The organism is Mesorhizobium sp. NZP2077 (assembly GCF_013170805.1).
Taxonomy (GTDB): Bacteria; Pseudomonadota; Alphaproteobacteria; order Rhizobiales; family Rhizobiaceae; genus Mesorhizobium.
On sequence record NZ_CP051294.1, the window covers coordinates 40,288 to 57,324 of the forward strand.

15 protein-coding genes and 1 pseudogene are annotated in these 17,037 nt (G+C 57.5%); 12 read left to right on the forward strand and 4 right to left on the reverse strand.

Annotated elements, in window-relative coordinates:
- The first annotated feature begins 11 nt into the window (after window positions 1-11).
- The 10 genes from HGP13_RS36040 (at window position 12) to HGP13_RS36085 (ending at window position 12,590) form a co-directional block, all read left to right on the forward strand.
- Window positions 12-1,169 carry a Xaa-Pro peptidase family protein gene (locus HGP13_RS36040; protein WP_172235027.1) on the forward strand — a complete coding sequence of 386 codons (1,158 nt, stop codon included), beginning with the start codon at window positions 12-14 and terminating at the stop codon, window positions 1,167-1,169.
- Window positions 1,170-1,447: 278 nt separating this feature from the next.
- Complete coding sequence (locus HGP13_RS36045) at window positions 1,448-2,854, forward strand: amidase (protein WP_172235028.1); 1,407 nt, start codon at window positions 1,448-1,450, stop codon at window positions 2,852-2,854.
- 184 nt (window positions 2,855-3,038) lie between these two features.
- Complete coding sequence (locus HGP13_RS36050) at window positions 3,039-4,277, forward strand: FAD-dependent oxidoreductase (protein ID WP_172235029.1); 1,239 nt, start codon at window positions 3,039-3,041, stop codon at window positions 4,275-4,277.
- 10 nt (window positions 4,278-4,287) lie between these two features.
- A complete protein-coding gene (locus tag HGP13_RS36055) occupies window positions 4,288-4,563 on the forward strand; it encodes a sarcosine oxidase subunit delta (protein WP_172235030.1) in 276 nt (91 codons plus the stop codon).
- Entirely contained in the window at window positions 4,560-7,445 is a 2,886-nt protein-coding gene (locus HGP13_RS36060; RefSeq protein ID WP_172235031.1) for a 2Fe-2S iron-sulfur cluster-binding protein, read from the forward strand. The genes HGP13_RS36055 and HGP13_RS36060 overlap by 4 nt, the downstream gene beginning before the upstream one ends.
- Before the next feature lies 1 nt (window position 7,446).
- A complete protein-coding gene (locus tag HGP13_RS36065; RefSeq protein ID WP_172235032.1) occupies window positions 7,447-8,070 on the forward strand; it encodes a sarcosine oxidase subunit gamma family protein in 624 nt (207 codons plus the stop codon).
- Window positions 8,021-9,127, forward strand: coding sequence for a beta-eliminating lyase-related protein (locus tag HGP13_RS36070; RefSeq protein ID WP_172235033.1), 1,107 nt, complete (start codon window positions 8,021-8,023; stop codon window positions 9,125-9,127). Before HGP13_RS36065 ends, HGP13_RS36070 begins: the two co-directional genes overlap by 50 nt.
- Window positions 9,128-9,159: 32 nt before the next feature.
- Window positions 9,160-10,179: a threonine/serine dehydratase gene (locus HGP13_RS36075; RefSeq protein ID WP_246707540.1), complete on the forward strand. Its 1,020-nt coding sequence runs from the start codon at window positions 9,160-9,162 to the stop codon at window positions 10,177-10,179.
- A gap of 146 nt (window positions 10,180-10,325) precedes the next feature.
- On the forward strand, window positions 10,326-11,210 hold the full coding sequence (gene purU / locus HGP13_RS36080) for a formyltetrahydrofolate deformylase (RefSeq protein WP_172235034.1): 885 nt from the start codon (window positions 10,326-10,328) through the stop codon (window positions 11,208-11,210).
- Window positions 11,211-11,453: 243 nt separating this feature from the next.
- Window positions 11,454-12,590 carry an aminotransferase class V-fold PLP-dependent enzyme gene (locus HGP13_RS36085; RefSeq protein WP_172235035.1) on the forward strand — a complete coding sequence of 379 codons (1,137 nt, stop codon included), beginning with the start codon at window positions 11,454-11,456 and terminating at the stop codon, window positions 12,588-12,590.
- 89 nt (window positions 12,591-12,679) lie between these two features.
- Here HGP13_RS36085 and HGP13_RS36090 read toward each other — a convergent pair whose 3' ends face one another.
- Window positions 12,680-13,675 carry a CHAD domain-containing protein gene (locus tag HGP13_RS36090; RefSeq protein ID WP_246707517.1) on the reverse strand — a complete coding sequence of 332 codons (996 nt, stop codon included), beginning with the start codon at window positions 13,673-13,675 and terminating at the stop codon, window positions 12,680-12,682.
- 86 nt (window positions 13,676-13,761) lie between these two features.
- On the opposite strand from HGP13_RS36090, the gene HGP13_RS38425 reads away from it, so the two are divergent.
- Window positions 13,762-13,920, forward strand: a complete 159-nt coding sequence (locus tag HGP13_RS38425; RefSeq protein WP_172234992.1) for a hypothetical protein — start codon at window positions 13,762-13,764, stop codon at window positions 13,918-13,920.
- Window positions 13,921-14,150: 230 nt separating this feature from the next.
- On the opposite strand, the gene HGP13_RS36100 is transcribed toward HGP13_RS38425, so the two are convergent.
- From HGP13_RS36100 to HGP13_RS36110, 3 genes are all read right to left on the reverse strand, one after another.
- Window positions 14,151-14,612 (reverse strand): phasin, encoded by a 462-nt coding sequence (locus HGP13_RS36100; RefSeq protein WP_172235036.1) that lies wholly within the window; start codon window positions 14,610-14,612, stop codon window positions 14,151-14,153.
- Between the two features lie 764 nt (window positions 14,613-15,376).
- Window positions 15,377-15,592, reverse strand: coding sequence for a hypothetical protein (locus HGP13_RS36105; RefSeq protein WP_172235037.1), 216 nt, complete (start codon window positions 15,590-15,592; stop codon window positions 15,377-15,379).
- A 174-nt stretch (window positions 15,593-15,766) separates the two neighbouring features.
- Window positions 15,767-16,009, reverse strand: a complete 243-nt coding sequence (locus tag HGP13_RS36110) for a DUF982 domain-containing protein (protein WP_172235038.1) — start codon at window positions 16,007-16,009, stop codon at window positions 15,767-15,769.
- Between the two features lie 410 nt (window positions 16,010-16,419).
- Between HGP13_RS36110 and HGP13_RS36115 the strand changes: the two are divergent.
- Window positions 16,420-16,998 (forward strand): annotated as a pseudogene (locus HGP13_RS36115) (hypothetical protein); the annotation flags it as partial.
- Window positions 16,999-17,037 lie beyond the last annotated feature (39 nt).

Here is a 17,037-nt window from a genome sequence, read left to right on the forward strand (position 1 = left end):
CGAGGGCGTCCATGACCTACCTTTCACCCTTTCCAAAAGATGAGCTTGATCGTCGCATACTGAATGCGCGTAAGGCTCTCAAAGAGAACAACCTTGATGGCATCTTGATTGCCGTTCCTGAGAACATTTATTACCTGACCGGGCTTGATCACTGGGGATTCTTCGCGGCGCATGTGCTCGTTCTGAATCAAAGCGGAGAGATGGGCCTCTGCTGCCGCGCAATGGAGCGGATAACGGTAGAGAACCAGGTCCGAAATGCGAGATTCTACGGGCACAAGGATCACGAAGAGCTTTCAGACTACGTCCATCAGGCCATGAAAGACCTGGGTCTGTCGGGTGGCCGCGTCGGGATCGAAAAGCGTAGCCTTTTCCTTACTGCGCGACACGCTGAGCGCATTCAGGATGATCGTTTCGGCACAACCTGGGTAGATGCTTCCGGAATTCTCGACGACCTGCGCCTGGTGAAATCTCCGCTCGAAATGGAATACACTCGCAAGGCGGCGCATGCAGTTGACCTAGGCACGCTGGCCGCAGTTGACGCGGTGCGCGACGGCGCAACCGACTACGAAGTTTCCGCGGCTTACCACAGCAAGATGATATTGGAGGGAAGCGAGTATCCCGGTTTCGGCCCGTTCATTCGTCCGACCAGTCGCCTAGGTGAAGAACATACCACCTGGCGTGGCGAGGTGTTCCGAAACGGCGATGCAGTTTTCCTTGAAACCTGCGCTTCATATCGCAAGTACCAATCTCCGATGGGCCGGCTTGTCTACGTCGGTAATGCGCCCAAGGGTGTCGAGGAGTCTGCCGAGCTTGCAATTCGCGGCATGAAGGCAATTTGCGAAGCCCTTCGTCCGGGCGCAGATGCGGGTGACGCTTATGAGGCTTGGCATGAAGTGGCGGCGAGCGCCGGCCTTGTTGATTACCATCGCCATCATTGCGGTTACCTTGTAGGGATCGGTTTCCCTCCGAGCTGGACGGGCGGCTCCATGGTGACGAGCCTTTTCCCGAAGTCGACCCGTAAGATAGAGGTCGGGATGGTCGTCCATGCACATTCCTGGTTCACCAACACGAAAGTCGCGGACTATTTCATTTCCAACACCGTGATGGTGACCGAGAACGGCGGGGAGATCCTCACAAACAAAACACCCGAAACTCTGATCGTCCGCTGATTATCATGGGCCGTCGCTGGCGGCCCTGGTTGAGCAGAACGCTCTTCGCGATCGTTGTCCGAGGATTCTCATGCAGAAACTCACAAAAGCTACGCTAACCGGCATTTGCACACAGATGGCATCGCATTGTTGGTCAGACGACGAAATAAACGAGCTGGTCGATCCCCGGCTGGGTATCATTACCGGGTTTCAAGATCTGTTGAATGAGCTTGAACAGCTGAGGAAAATTGACCTGGGGACCACGCCACCGGCTATGAGCGTCCAAGGCGCAGATAGGCATGAATAACGATATAGCATTTCAAAGCGTCAAGAGCCTGAGCTCGATGCTGCAGCGCGGGGAGATAACCCCAGTCGAGCTTGTGGATACATTCGCCGAGAGGATCGAACGACACAATCCACAATCAAAGGCGTTCATCACGACGACGATTGATACTGCGCGAGAACAGGCGTCACGGCTCTCGCGTGGTGATTTGACCGGCTCCTCGTTCGCCGGAATTCCCTACGCCTCCAAGGACCTGTTCGACGTGCAGGGTGTTCGAACGTCGGCCGGGTCGCGGGTCTTCCACGATAGAATTGCCAAAAAGGATGCTTTTGCAATCGCCAAGCTGCGGGCAGCCCAGGCGCTTAGTCTTGGCAAGACGAACCTGCATGAATTCGCATACGGCGCAACGGGCGAAAACGAGGTTTATGGGACGGCTGTCAACGCTTACGATCCGACGCGTCTTGCGGGTGGCTCGTCGAGTGGCTCAGCGGCCGCGGTGGCTTTTGGTCTCGTGCCGGCGGCACTTGGAACGGACACCGGTGGGTCCGTCCGAGCGCCCGCTGCGTTGAACGGGCTTGTCGGCTTTAAGCCTACGATCGGGCGTGTCCCCACTTCGGGAGTGGTGCCGTATTGCTGGACGCTGGATCACGTCGGGTTGATGACGCGCACGATTGCCGACTGCGCTGATCTGCTGAGCATCGTGTCAGGTTATGATCCAGGCGATCCCACGTCAGTCAATCGGCCCGTTGAAAATTACCCTGAAGCGCTCGATCAGGACATCTCAGGATTGCTCGTCGGTATTCCGAGCAACTTCTACTACGAGCGTGCGGACGACGAAATCCTGGAAGCTCTTGAACGTGTGAAAGAGTATCTCGTCGCAAACGGCGCAAAGCTGGTGCCGGTGACATTCCCGGATATGGAACATAGCCGTACAGTATCCCTCACCGTGCAGATGCCGGAAGCGCTCAGTGCACATTCGGCTTATTTGCAGGAGCGCGGCAATCTCTATTCCGCGGATTTCCGGGCTGGTTTGGCGTTGGGGCAGTGCATTCTGGCGGAGCACTATGTCAAAGCGAAGCGGTTCATCGAGATCTACCGACAGCAGACGAATAGGCTATTCGACCAAGTTGATCTGATTCTTACCCCGGCCACTCCCGAAATCGCCCAGAAAGTGGGCACGGTCAAGGTGACACGAAACGGGGTCAACGAAGCGATCGGCAACGCGATCACTCGGTTCACGACATTTTTCAATATGACCGGGCACCCGGCGCTGACAATGCCATGCGCGATGCATACGCAGGGTCTCCCGATCGCACTGCAGTTGGTGGGCCGGTATTTTGACGAGATGACTGTCTTGCGTGCCGCACACGCAATTGAGCGAAGCGACCAGTTCTCAATTCCGCTGCCGAAAGTAGACGTCTGAGATGGCACATAACGTCCCGAAGATATGGCTTCTCACGACATTCTGCCGAACCTGGAAAGGCTGCGCGGATGCGTATCGCATCGCGTGTGATTGGACCCCGCTTTGACCAAACGACGGTTATTGGCATCGCTCCTGCAAGCGAGCAAAGCGTCCATTTCTCGGCCGCGCTCCTAGAGGGAGAAATATGGTGTTTGCGCTTCTAAAGTACGGCTTTTCAAGACGTTATCCCGAACGCGACGAGATACCGCGCACTCCGGATCTGCAATCCCACTACGACGTCGTCATCATCGGCGGAGGTGGTCACGGAGCCTCATTGGCTTACCACCTGGCGAAGCACCACGGGATCACCAACGTTGCGATTCTGGAAAAGGGCTATCTTGGAGGCGGCAACACCGCGCGCAACACCACGGTGATCCGCTCGAACTACACGGATCAGCGCTCGATCCGGTTCTATGCCAAGGCCCTGAGACTTTATGAATCCCTGGCCAATGAGCTCGATTACAACATGATGTATTCCCGGCGGGGACAGCTCACGTTGTCCCACTCGGACGGCGTTTCGCGTTCGCTTCGCCTGCGCGCTGACGCCGGCGTCTTTTGTGGTGAGGCTAACGAGATCGTTGATCGCCAACAGATCAGAAGCTTGGTGCCTTCGCTCAATCTCGATATCAAGGGTATGCCGATCCTTTGCGGTCTTTGGCACCCAAGCGCGGCCATCGCGCGTCACGACGCAGTCGTGTGGGGATATGCCATCCGCGCGTGTGAGCGTGGGGTCGAGCTTCATCAAAGGACGGAAGTCCTGGGGATGGAACTCTCCGGGAATAGAGTCACACGCCTGCGCACAAATCGCGGGGATGTTTCAGCCGGGACCGTGGTGCAGTGCGTCGCCGGTTACTCCTCGGTCGTAGCAAAGATGGCCGGTTTGAAGCTGCCGATCCGCAGCTATCCACTTCAGGCAATGGTGACGCACCCTGTCAAACCCTTCCTAGATCCGATGGTGTCGTCAACCGCTCTGCATTGCTACGTTTCGCAATCGGCGAGAGGCGAACTCGTCATCGGTGGCGGCTCGGACCCATACGAGCTTTACAACACACGCTCGACCTTGGAGCTCAAGGAAAGTCTTGCTGCTTCGGCGTTGGAGATGTTCCCGTTCATTGGCGAACTCAAGATCTTGCGCCAGTGGGCCGGGATCACAGATATGACGCCGGACTACAGTCCGATCATGGGTCAGTGTCCGCTCTCGAACTATTGGCTGGACGCAGGCTGGGGCACCTGGGGCTTCAAGGCGACCCCGGCCAGCGGGTTCTTCTTGGCGAAGGCCATTTCGGAAAACCGCATTCCTGACGAGATCAGGCCATTTCAGTTGAGCCGGTTCCACAGCTTCGATCTGGTCAACGAGATGGGCGCTACCGCTGCAAGTCATTGAGGACCCGATCGTGAAGTTGATGACATGCCCTCTGAACGGGCCACGCAACATAACCGAGTTCCAGTGCCATGGAGAGGTGCATCGGCAACCTGAGCCGTCCGGCACGAGCGACCACGAGTGGGCCGAGTACGTCTGGATGTCCAACAATACGGCGGGCGTCGTGCGTGAGTGGTGGTGTCACACACCAACAAACTTCTGGTTCCTTGCGGAACGGAACACAGTGACCGATGAGATTGTGGCCACATTTCCTGTACCGGCAGATGGACCTTTAGGAGAAGCGTCATGAATAGCGCGACGCTACGCAAGGGGCTGCTAATCGACGCATCGAGAAAACTCAAGTTCACGTTCGATGGGCGAGAGTATGAAGGCGTAGCCGGGGATACAATCGCGTCGGCGCTTGCGGCTAACGGCGAATGGATATTGTCACGGTCATTCAAGTATCACCGACCACGCGGTATCCTGACCATGGCCGCTCAAGACGCGAACACCCTTGTTCAGATCGGAAACGAGGTAAGCGTCTTTGCCGATCGTCATCCTATATCGGACGGTCTGGCGGTACGGGCCCAAAATGTTGGCAATTCGGCACGCAGGGATAGCGGGTTCGTCATGAACAGGCTTTCGCGCTTCATGCCAGTCGGATTTTACTATCGAACCTTCTATAAGCCCAAAGGAATATGGGAGAAGGTGTGGGAGCCCATCATTAGGGCCAAAGCTGGGCTGGGTAAGCTCGACGTCACGAAACCCACCGAAGGGTATTACGACAAGGCCTATGGGTGGTACGACGTGGTCGTCGTCGGTGCAGGGCCCGCCGGTATGGCGGCGGCGATTGCCGCGGCTGATGCGGGAGCATCAGTCTTGCTTGTGGACGAGAACCCACGGATAGGCGGAGCGCTGAATTATGCGCGACTGGCAACCCAAAGGGACCTTGTCAGCGAGGTCAAGGGCCACAGCAAAATCGAGATCTGGACCGACGCGATCTGCAATGCATGGTATGCTGATAACTGGCTGCCGGTAATTCGCGGTAACCGACTATACAAGCTGCGGGCTAAACAGGTCATTTTCGCGACCGGGCTCATAGAGCAGCCGTCACAGTTTCGAAACAATGATTTGCCCGGCATCATGCAGGGCTCGGCGGCTCAACGGCTCATTCGGCTGTTCGGTGTCAAGCCTGGTAATCGTGCAGTCATACTCGCTGCCAACGATGACGCCTATGGCGTGGCGCTTGACCTTCTTGAAGCCGGCGTCGACCTGGCGGCAATTTGCGATCTCCGTAAGGCCGGCCACCCCGGACCGTTGCGTTCGGAGATAACGCAACGAAATGTCTCAATTCTGGATGGATGGTGCCTCCATGAGGCACAACCGGAAAAGGGGCATTCGCACGTCCGTGGGGTAGAGCTTGCCGAAATCGATGCGGAGGGCACTGCAGGCAGGAGGCGCCGAAGGATCGATTGTGACCTGGTCTGCATGTCCGTCGGCTATGTTCCCGCCTATCAGTTGCCACTGCAGGCGGGCGGCAAGCTCGCTTACGATGACGTGGCCGCGCAGTTCACCATCGACGGGCAGGGCAAAGGCGTTCTGCTTGCCGGATCGGTCGACGGATTTTTCGATCTTGACGGTTGCATAGCTCATGGCGCGGGTCAGGGCTCGGCTGCCGCGATCAATTGCGGCTATCAAAGCAAACGTCGGCCCGCGCTTCCAGTTCGGGATCGAGGTTCCCCAAATCATCCTTGCCCGATCTTCCCGCATCCGAAGGGAATGGACTTTGTCGACTTTGACGAAGACCTTCAGGTGAAGGACATCAAGAACGCCATTGCGGACGGGTACCGCGAGCTTGAACTCGTTAAGCGGTTTTCGACCGTCGGCATGGGGCCAAGTCAAGGCCGGCATGCTGCTCTGGCAACGGCAATGCTCGTATCGAAATACACAAATCGGACAATAAGTGAGGTGGGCGTCACCACCGCCCGGCCGCCGGTTACAACGGAAAAAATCGCGACTTTGGCTGGTCGAAAGTTCACGCCATTTCGCCAAACACCGATGCATGAGCAGCATACCGCTCAAGGAGCAGCGTGGCTGCTTGCGGGAAACTGGCTGCGCCCCGCCTACTATGGTCATGAACGCGATGCCAAGAGGCTCATTGCCGAAGAGGTTGTGAACGCGAGAAACAACGTAGGCATGATCGATGTCTCGACTTTGGGCGGGTTAGATGTGCGGGGGCCTGATGCGGCCGAATTTGTAAATCGCATGTACACGTTTGCCTATGTGAAGCTGCCCGTTGGCAAGACGCGTTACCTGCTTATGACAAATGAGGCGGGCACGGTCATTGATGACGGTGTCGCGTGTCGGCGCGGCGAAAACTATTTCTATGTCACCGCGACCACCACGGGCGTGGATCGAATATACCGCAACATGCTGTGGTGGAACGCCCAGTGGCGCCTCGACGTGGATATCGCGAATGTTACGGCCGCTTATGCGGGGGTTAACCTGGCAGGACCTAATGCCCGCAAGGTACTTGCAGAACTTACCGATGACATTGCCTTATCGGCGCAAGACTTTCCATACCTGGCTTACCGTGAAGGAACAGTAGCAGGGATCCCCGCACGGGTGTTCCGAGTGGGTTTCATCGGCGAGCTTGGTTACGAAATACATGTACCCTCGCGGTTCGCATCAGAACTCTGGCGTGCCATTGGCGATGCAGGAAAAGAATTCGGTATTCGCCCGTTTGGCCTTGAAGCTCAGCGGCTCATGCGGCTCGAAAAGGGGCATGTGATTATCGGTCAAGACACTGACGGCATGACCACGCCTGAAGAGCTCGATATGAGCTGGGCAGTCGCTAACTCGAAGCCCTTTTTCATTGGAAAGCGCAGTCTGGAAATCCGCAACAAGACGTTGTCGAGCCGAAAGCTGGTCGGGTTTGTGCTCGACCGGATGCCGATGGTTGGGCTCCAGGAGTCCAATCTGGTTGTGAAGAATGGATCCATAGCAGGGTTCATCACCTCAATCGCTTTTTCGCCGAGTTTGGGACGAGTCATCGGTCTGGCCTATGCCGACCGCTCGGACGCCGATCTTGGAAGCCGAATTGTGCTGCGTGCAAGTGACGGAAGCGAGCACCATGCGCAAGTTGCTTCCCCTCACTTCTACGATCCCGAAAATCTGCGGCAGGAGATGTAAGGTGGGCGCCATTGCCAGAAGTCCGTTCGCTCACCGCTTGACCGGCGCGAGCCAGACTCCGCAGAACGAGAATGTCGTCATCCGTGACCTGTCGACGCTGCCGCGGATCGGCTTCAAGGGCAACGGGACGACGAAATGGCTGAGTTCGAAGGTCAGCGCCGTCCCGGACGCTCCCAACAAAGCCATCACCCTGTCCGATGGCTCTCTCATCGCGCGGCTCGGTAAGGAAGAGTACCTCGTCCTGCCCGGTCGAGACGCGGTTGGTAGCGTGTGCAGCGAACTGGAGGCAAGCTGGAATGCCGACGACGCCAGCGGTGAGCGCCGCATAGGGTACCCGCTTCCCCGCGCCGACAGCCATAGTTGGCTCTATCTAGAGGGCAGTTCTATTGCGCAAATGATGGCGAAGATTTGCGGTGTGGATTTGCGCGGCGATCGTTTCCTCCAAGGCGAGGTCGTACAGACGATCGTAGCGCGGATCAGCGCGGTTTTAATCCGCGAAATTACGGACGGATCCTACGGCTTGCATATGCTGACTGATTTCGCTTCAGCCGACTATCTATGGGATGTCCTCCAGGATGCTTCCGCTGAATTTGGTGGCGGCTTTGCCGGAAATGGGAGGATCTAAAATAGCAACCTATCACTTCAATTCAGACAATGGCGCGCCGGTCTGCGAACAGGTGATGAACGCGCTCGTGAACTGCAACCGAGGCGTCGAGGTGGCCTACGGAGCAGATCAATTCACCGCAACCTTGGCGGAGGCCTATTCGAACTTTTTTGAGCGTGAAACCTTCATTTTTCCGGTGCCTACGGGCACTGCGGGCAATGGGCTCGCGCTCGGCGCCATCACGCCACCATATGGCACGATCTTCTGTCACGAGCGCGCGCATATCGTGACGACCGAAGCTGGGGCGCCCGAATTCTATAGCGGTGGTGGCCGCATGACTTTGCTGCCAGGTGAGCACCATAAGATATCGCCTGCTGCATTGGAGTGCGGCCTACAAAGTCACGGTATCGGCAACGTGCATCATATGGCGGTCTCTGCACTCAGCATCACCCAAGCCACGGAAGCCGGTGTGGTTTATGAAATGGACGAATTACGCGCACTGAGTGCAATTGCCCATAATGCCGGCATGAAAGTCCATCTTGATGGGGCGCGCTTAGCGAACGCCATGGTTCATCTGGGCGCAACGCCCGCCGAAATGACCTGGAAGGCTGGAGTGGACGTTCTCACCTTCGGCACCATCAAGAACGGAACCATGAATGCGGAAGCGGTGATCACCTTCGATCCTGAAATCGCAAAGATACTGAGCTTCATGCACAAACGCGCCGGGCACTTGTGCTCAAAGATGCGCTACATGTCAGTGCAACTCTTGAGCTACCTGGAGGATGAGCTCTGGCGCCGAAATGCTCTGCAGGCGAACGGGAACGCCGCACGGATAGCTGATGCTTTAAGACTGTGTGCGGGTGTTGAGCTGGTTCATCCAGTGCACATTAATGAGGTGTTCGCGATTCTGCCGCCGAGCCTTCTGCAAGCACTCCGGGACAAGGATATCCACCTAAGGCCGTGGAACTTTCAGCGCAAAGGTCAAGGCTTCCGCATGGTGATGTCCTACTGCGACAGCACAGAGCAAATTCAGCGATTTGAACAGGCCTGCCGCGAGCGCGGACCTTCCAAGGCTTAGAGCCCACCGGGTTCACCCGCTGATTGCGTGATGTGATCAGCGAGCGGCAACGAGATTTCATTAGCTCCTGGTTGGAAAGCAGCGCGATGCTCGAATATAAAATGATCGTTCATGCCGCCCGGGTTCTCGAGGGCGTAACACGCCTTACGCCTTTGCTCGAATCCGAACTTCTCAACCGCCGTCTTGGCTTCCGCTTGCTCGTAAAAGCCGAGTGCTTGCAGCGGACCGGGTCGTTCAAGATTCGTGGGGCCTACGTCAAGATCGCGTCGTTGAGCAAAAAGCAGCGCGCGGCGGGTGTCGTGGCCTTTTCATCCGGCAATCATGCTCAAGGGGTTGCTGCCGCGGCTGTGGAAATGAATGTCCCATCGACCATAATCATGCCGCAGGATGCGCCAGCCGTGAAACTGCGCAACACCGCCCAGTACGGGGCCAAGGTGATCACATATGATCGGGCAACCGGCGACAGGGCCAAGATCGCACGAGATGTGGCCGAGCAAACGGGAGCGACTTTGATTGCTCCCTATGATGATTATGTTTTGATGTCGGGGCAGGGAACAGTTGCACGGGAAATCGTCGATCAACTGGCGAAACTGAAAACGTCCGCGGACGCTTTGGTGTGCCCCGTTGGTGGCGGTGGGCTGATCGCTGGTATTGCCACCGCCATGGCAGAGTTGTCCCCGGCGACCACTGTCTGCGCAGCTGAGCCGGAACATTTCGACGATACCAGGCGATCGTTGATAGCAGGCGAGCGTGTTGGAAATGAACCCGGGTACAACTCGATCTGCGACTCGATCGTAACACAAATTCCAGGTGAGAAGACCTTTCCGATCAATCAGAAACTTGTCTCCCTCGGCTACGAAGCGTCGGAAGCTGATGTCATTTTCGCGATGCGATTATTGGCGGATGAGATGAAGATCGTTGCCGAACCCGGTGGAGCAGCTGCGGTAGCCGCGGTCCTGCGGCACCGCGAAATGTGGAGCGGCAAGACCGTCGTTGCAGTGGTATCGGGAGGGAACGTGGACCTGAGCGCCTGGCGCGAATTTCTGAGTTGACCTCCTGCCGCCGCCGGAGCGCAACGTTTGTCATTGTTATGGATAGGGCCGGCCTCCGAAAACCTTCAAGCCTAAAGCTACTTTTGCCGCCACCTTTCCGCTTCACGAAGTAGCGGATCTTGTCCGATAACCCTAAAAGGCAACCAATGACCACTTTTATCCTGACAGCAACGTGTCAATCAACGCGAGGAATAGTAGCCGCCATATCCGGTTTTCTCTGCGAAATGGGCTGCAATATTGTCGATAGTTCGCAATTCGACGATCTCAGCACTGGTCGCTTCTTCATGCGCGTCTCCTTCATATCAGAGGACGGGAAAGGGGCCGAAGCGCTTGCCGAGGGGCTGAGACCGATCGCCGAAAAATTTCACATGGAAGCAGAGCTTCACATCCAGACGCAAAGGATGAAAGTGCTGTTGATGGTCTCGGCGTTCGGGCACTGCCTCAACGACCTTCTGTACCGTTGGCGGATCGGGGCACTCCCGATCGATATCGTCGGCGTCGTCTCGAACCACTTCGATTACCAGAAGGTGGTGGTCAATCATGATATTCCCTTCCACTATATAAAGGTGACGAAGGAGAACAAACCCCGGGCGGAAGCGCAGCTCATAGATCTTGTCGAGCAGACGGGTACCGAGCTCATCGTTCTCGCCCGCTATATGCAGGTTCTTTCAGACGCTATGTGCCGCAAGATGTCGGGCAAGATCATTAACATCCATCACTCCTTCCTGCCGAGCTTCAAGGGAGCTAATCCCTACAAGCAGGCGTATGAGCGCGGCGTGAAGCTGATCGGTGCCACTGCGCATTATGTGACGCCGGATCTAGATGAAGGGCCAATCATTGAGCAGGACACGGTGCGCATCACGCATGCTCAAAGCGTTGAAGACTACGTCTCAATGGGCCGTGACGTTGAAAGTCAGGTCCTGGCACGAGCGATCCACGCCCATATCCATCACCGCGTCTTCTTGAACGGCAACCGCACCGTCGTCTTCCCAGCGAGCCCTGGAAGCTACGCATCGGAACGCATGGGTTAAATTTGGCCCCGCCTGAGGGTGCACACTTTTCGTGGCAGGGACCGTCCACAACCTATTTGCCTGCGATTCATCCCAGCACAGTCGAGATGAGCAGGCGTCAAAAGGTCTTGCTTCCGAGACCTTATTGCATCGCAATGGTGCGCCTGGATCGGGACGGAAAACATTTGTGATTCCTGGCGCATTGTTCGAGCGAACAAATTCGCTCCTTAGATATAGAACTGTTGCTTACATCAAAGCGATCTCATGGGAGGTAACGAAGTGGGAGCGGGCGGTCTTATCCCAAAGAGTGAATTCATCGGACTTGAGAACGTGACCCACCTGGCCGCGGGTGGTGAAACGCCGGTTCTGATCAGCAATGCTGCGGCGGTGACACGATTTATGGTCGACAAGGGTGTCGGCATGCCGGGGCGCGATCGAATGTTTGCGACCGCGACCAGGGCAAGGGAGCGCCTGGCCAGGCTGCTCAGCGCTAGATCGCAGGAGATTGCGCTCCTATGGAACGCAACTGCGGGCCTCCACGCGGTTGCTGTTGGAATAGACTGGCGTCCGGGCGACAACGTCGTCGTCGGTGCAAGTGAATTCGCATCTCTTCTTCACATTTGGCAGGCTGCTGGGATCGAACTGAGGAGAGTGGGGTCCGGTCCTTGCGCCACGTTAGATGAGGTTGCCGATGCGGTGGATTCACATACGCGAGCGATCGTAGTCAGTCACGTTAGCTACCTTACCGGTGCCCGAAGCGATCTTGCTGCTCTAAGAGAGATTGCCGACAGGTATGGAGCGCGGCTCGTTGTCGATGCATCGCATTCGCTCGGCGTCGTTCCTGTAGACGGCTCCCTTTGCGACGTCGTTGTTTCCTGTTGCTATAAGTGGCTGCTGGGAACGCATGGGGTCGGAGTGTTCTTCGTAAACTCCAAACGATGGCACCAACTCGAACCAAAGGCAGTCGGTTGGAACTCGGTTATCCATGAGGCGGACTGGCGCCGACGGACGAGCTTTCACTTGAAGCCTACAATACAGAAATTCGAAGGAGGCAACCCCAGCTTTATGAGCATCTACTATCTCGAGAACGCTCTGGCAACGCTGGAGGAAATCGGAATCTCCAGGATTGAATCGCATGTTCTTGAGCTTGGCCGAGCACTGCTTGACGGGCTTAGTCGTTTGGGCGTTGATCAGCTCACACCTGCGCGACCAGCGGACAGGGCCGGCAATATATCGATTGCAACGCCCCATTCCGAACAATTGGAAGCGCGGTTGCGCGAGCGCGGAGTTTTGACCTGGGCCGGCGATGGGCGACTGCGGATCTCAGTCCACGCCTACAACGACATGGCAGACGTGGATCGTGTGCTGGAGGAGATAAAAGAGCTTGGACTGTTTTCCTAAGTGTCTATCGGCTGGAAGTCGGCAAGGCGCATGAAAAGGCAGTAGGGAATTTCGCTTGGAAGCAGGCCATCTGGTTCTGCATGCTGCCTTCAACGCCAGAAGCGACTCGTCTTGACAAAGGCGGCGTGCGCTTCCGCGGCGTCTTCAAGAAGCTTGGACTTGTCTTCGGCGCTGAAGAGATCCTTCGCACCAGCCACGTCCGAAAGCTCCAGCGCTGCCAGCATATCAGGGGCAGTGGCGAGATCGTTGAGGCTGCCGAGATGATCCTGCAGGTCCTCCATCGCTGTAATGAACCGTCGATGGCGTTTGGCTTCCGCCTTGCTCTTGTAAAGCGGCTCGAAGAACTCCGCCGCATAGCGCAGTTTCTTTGCGACGATGCGCACTTCATGGCGGGTCTCGTCATCAGCATCGATGAGATTGTCGCCGCCCTTCGCCACCCTTTTCCAAAGTCTATCAAACACACCCGAGGCGAAATCCCGTGACGATTGCTCGTGCAACGTTTCGTCCGTTTGCGCGGCTCGCCAGCTCCTGATGGAAAGCCACTCGGCGGCATCGATCATCAGCGCGCGGGCGCGCACCGAGGAAAGCGATGCTTCGACCGCCGCATAGGCCTCGTCGCGCGCGTCTTGAAGGCGGATTGAAAGAGCCTCGCTCGAAGCGCGATCGATCATCACGTCGATATTGCGCGCATCGCCAAATTCCGAAGCCAGCCATGTCAATTCCTCGCGCAGATGGTCGAAACGGCTGTCGTCGAACAGGGACTTGCAGATCGAGCATAGGGAGCGCAGCCGTCGCAGCGACACGCGAGCCTGGTGCAGGGCCTCGGCATCGCGGGACCAGCCCAGCACCATTTCATTGAGGCGAAACTGTCTGAGACAGGCCGCGGCGATGCGCGCGAAAGCCGTTGCCGCGCTCGTCTCGGACGAGAGCGGGGCCGAAGCCGCTTTCACAGCACCGGGCGCCGGGCCAAGCAGGCGATAGCCCCGTTCCGCTTTGCTCAGCACTCCGAGATGCGTCGGCGTGATCAGGTCGACTTTCCGGGCGAGCGCAAACAGCGCTCTCGGCGAGCCCGCCTTCCTTTCCAACTCGATCCGCCTGATCGCCACTCTGCAACGTATTGCGGATAGGCTGAGAAACTCACGCGTTGCCGCAATGCATTGGAGAAGGCCGCGTGCCGTCGAGATCCTTCGAGAAGGCCATTCAGATACTGCTACAGTATCTTGCTGCCGCGACCTTGGTGCATTGGCAGAAGATCCCGGAAGCGGTGCGCAGCGCGATTGTCGAGACGGCGACAAGCGGTGCATTCCCCGACTTGCCGCGCACCACCTGATTGCATCAGCAAATCGCGCGGCTTGTCCACTACAGCGGAGAGAACCGGGACTGATGCCACCGACCTAAAGGCCAACAAGCGCCGAAAACCATGAGGCCAACGTCACTGCAATGCGGTGGGGCAGACAAAGCCGTCCGACCAGATGGAAGAAGACCGGCGCGAGGTGCCGGTCTTGTCTGATGTGGCCCGTAGACGAGGGGCTGACCTTAGTCTCCGATCGCCTAGAGCAATCAGGCGGCCTTGCGTTCCTTCAACGCCTTCTCAAAGGCATCCTTGATCGGCTTGGATACGTCGTCGCCAGCTCTCACCATCAATGCCTGGAGGGCCTTGGCCTGCTCGGAGGCCTTCTCGATCTGTTTGCGCACGAAATCGGCCTGCAGTTCGAAGAACTCGGACGGCGACTTCACGGCAACCAGGGCCTCGAGGTGCGTGAAGCTGGCTTCGGCATTGGCTTGCAGGGCGGCAATCGTCTTCAGAAGCACGTCGTTGCTGGCGGTCTTGGCTATTTCAATGGTCGACTCGAAAGCCTTTTGAGTCGTTTCGGCGTCCGAACTCAATTTGGAAAAGACTTCCTTCGACTGCTCAACGCTCTGATAGGCGACAGCGCGAACCTGCTCGACAGCCTTGGACGGGTCGAAGGCAGGGAATTCGACGTTCTCGATCGTTTCAGTCTTGCCGGGGATCTTGGACACTGTTCCATCCTTTTGCCAGGGGCGACCGCAAAGCAAGCCGCCTCCTTCCTATACGAAATTGCCGCAACGGATTTATGAAGCTGCCATGGATTTGCGCGAGCCGGCAGCGCTGCGGAAGCTTTCGCGCTCGGCCTGTAGGAAATGCTTGGTGATGGCGCGGGAACGGATGATACGCCGCACCAGGGACCGGCTGGGAACTCGAAGCTCCCGCGGCTTGTCGACTACGTCACCCCGGGCGATGCCACGTTAACTTGAGCTATGTTATTCTCGGATTCGCGACAAACCCCCTATCGGGGCAAATTCAAACAATCACCGGCTGTTTTCCGACATGGCTGTCTTCAGTCCTTCAAGCAAGTGTCGGGCAGCCGGGCCCAGCTCGGCGTCGCTGCGATGCACTGCGTCGATCGGCAGGACCGAAGCCAAATGCAAAGCCGAGGTCAAATAGACCCGTCGGACCCAATCCGGGCGAGCTTTGCAGGCTCCAGGTGCACCAAGATGGTCAAGTCTGATGGCCTACCGGCTGTCGTTGAAGTGTCACTTTTGCTGACCTACATACACGGTGCGTCGGATGTTTCCTCCCATTCGTCCGACGCGTTCCCCTCTGAAGGTTCAAACCTTCACACCTGGCCGGACCTTTGGTTCGGCCTTTTTCTTGCGCGCGAGAAACGGGTAAACTGAGGTGATGATGCCAGGCGGGGATTGGGCGATCTCGCGGTCAGAATTTCGCCATCCTGCCTTTGCTCATTTTAACAAATGACCAGGCGTCAGACGTTGTCGAAGACCATGGGCAACCCGCGTGTCGATGCCATCTCGACGACCAGTTCTTCGATTGCATGATCGGAAAGCCGGGCCTGCATTGTCGTACGAATCCGTTTGACCAGTTCGTGCACCGGCAAAGGCAAGAGAACCTCGGCATCATCGATAAGCCGACTGACTTCGATCACAACGTCAGCATCGATGTCGCTCGGCAAATCTCGCATATCCCGTCTCCGTTAAAGGTAAATATTCCCGTGTTCTGCTTGGTGTCGAGTCAAGCAAATGAACGTCGGCTTGCTTCCCGCCCTGCTGCCGGCTGCACAAAGCCCCGCTCACGGCTACGATGGCGTGGAGCTCCCCGGTCACCTTGGAAGCCGTCGAGGCTATCAATTTGGTCCTCAGTCGCCGCGTAGGATTTTCGCTTCTAACGCCGCTACAACGAAGGCCCGTCTCGCTACAGGCGGCTGAGCTTCACCACGCAGAACCTGAAGACATGCATCCATAGCCAGTTTTCGCTTCGCCGTCTGATGAGGAAAACTCCGCAGCAGGATCGTCGCTGCGTCGTTGACATCGAATATGATGCGCTCACGGTCATGCCGGCCAACTTGCACCACCACGGGCCGGACGAACCTGCTCGACATGCATTGCACTCTCAATTCCGACCGTGACAGTGTCTTCGCGTATCATGACGTTGGGTCAATTTATAGATTTCTGGCTAGGGCCAGAACAGAACTAGCAGTTGCCCAATCTCAAGACGAGTTGCCTGTCCAATTGCGGCAGGCGGCTATGTGAATTCGGATGGGGTCCCGGTCTTGTTGCGCAAGAAAGCACCGGGGAATTCTGTCGCGGCCGGAAGGTGAACGGCGCTTGGTCGCAGGCTCGGGCTTTCCCTGAAGCCAGCGCCTTCCCGGGCAACAGCCTTGAGCGGCGGCTGCCGCAATGGCGACGCTGATAGGGCGCGCTGGTGCGGAGAGGAAGAGGGCGGGCGGGTTGCGGTGGCGGGTAAAGGTTCGGGAGAGAGTCTCCCGGCACCCGCCAAGGAGCAACACCCATGACCCAGATGGAAATTCTTGCGCCCAAGCGCAACGAGCGTGCCGGTTACAAGGTCGACGTCAGCCGCGGCCAGCGTATTGGCCGCGTGTCGTCAGAATGGTTTAACCGGCCGGCGGATGAGCGATACCTGTCGCTCAATGAGCTTGGAAATGCGGTGAAGAGCCGGTCCGAGCGCAGCAAGACCCGCATCGTCGAAAGTGAGCTGATCCGCGTCGAGGCCAGCCGTGACGATCCGGAGCGTCTGAGGCTAATGCTGCCCGATGCGCCCGCCCCTGTTGCCCCCACGCATTGGAGTTTTGGCCAGCTCGCCAGCCTGGTCGGCGCGCCAGCCACCTATCTGCGGCAGCTTCCAGCCCCGCTCGCGGCGATCAACCTTCAGCACGGTCTCCTAAACCACCGCGCTGAACAGGTGAAGACGCTGGAAATCGAGAACGGGCGCCTCGAGCTGCGGGCGGTGACAGGCCCGGACTACGGCAGAATTTTTGACTCAGAACTCGTTGACGCCGTGCAGAAGATCGCCGGCAACGGTACCGGCGACACCCGCTGGAAGGTGCCGGGCTTAGGTCATTTTGCAACTGTATTCTTGAGCGCTGACACCTCCTGCGCAGGGAGGGCC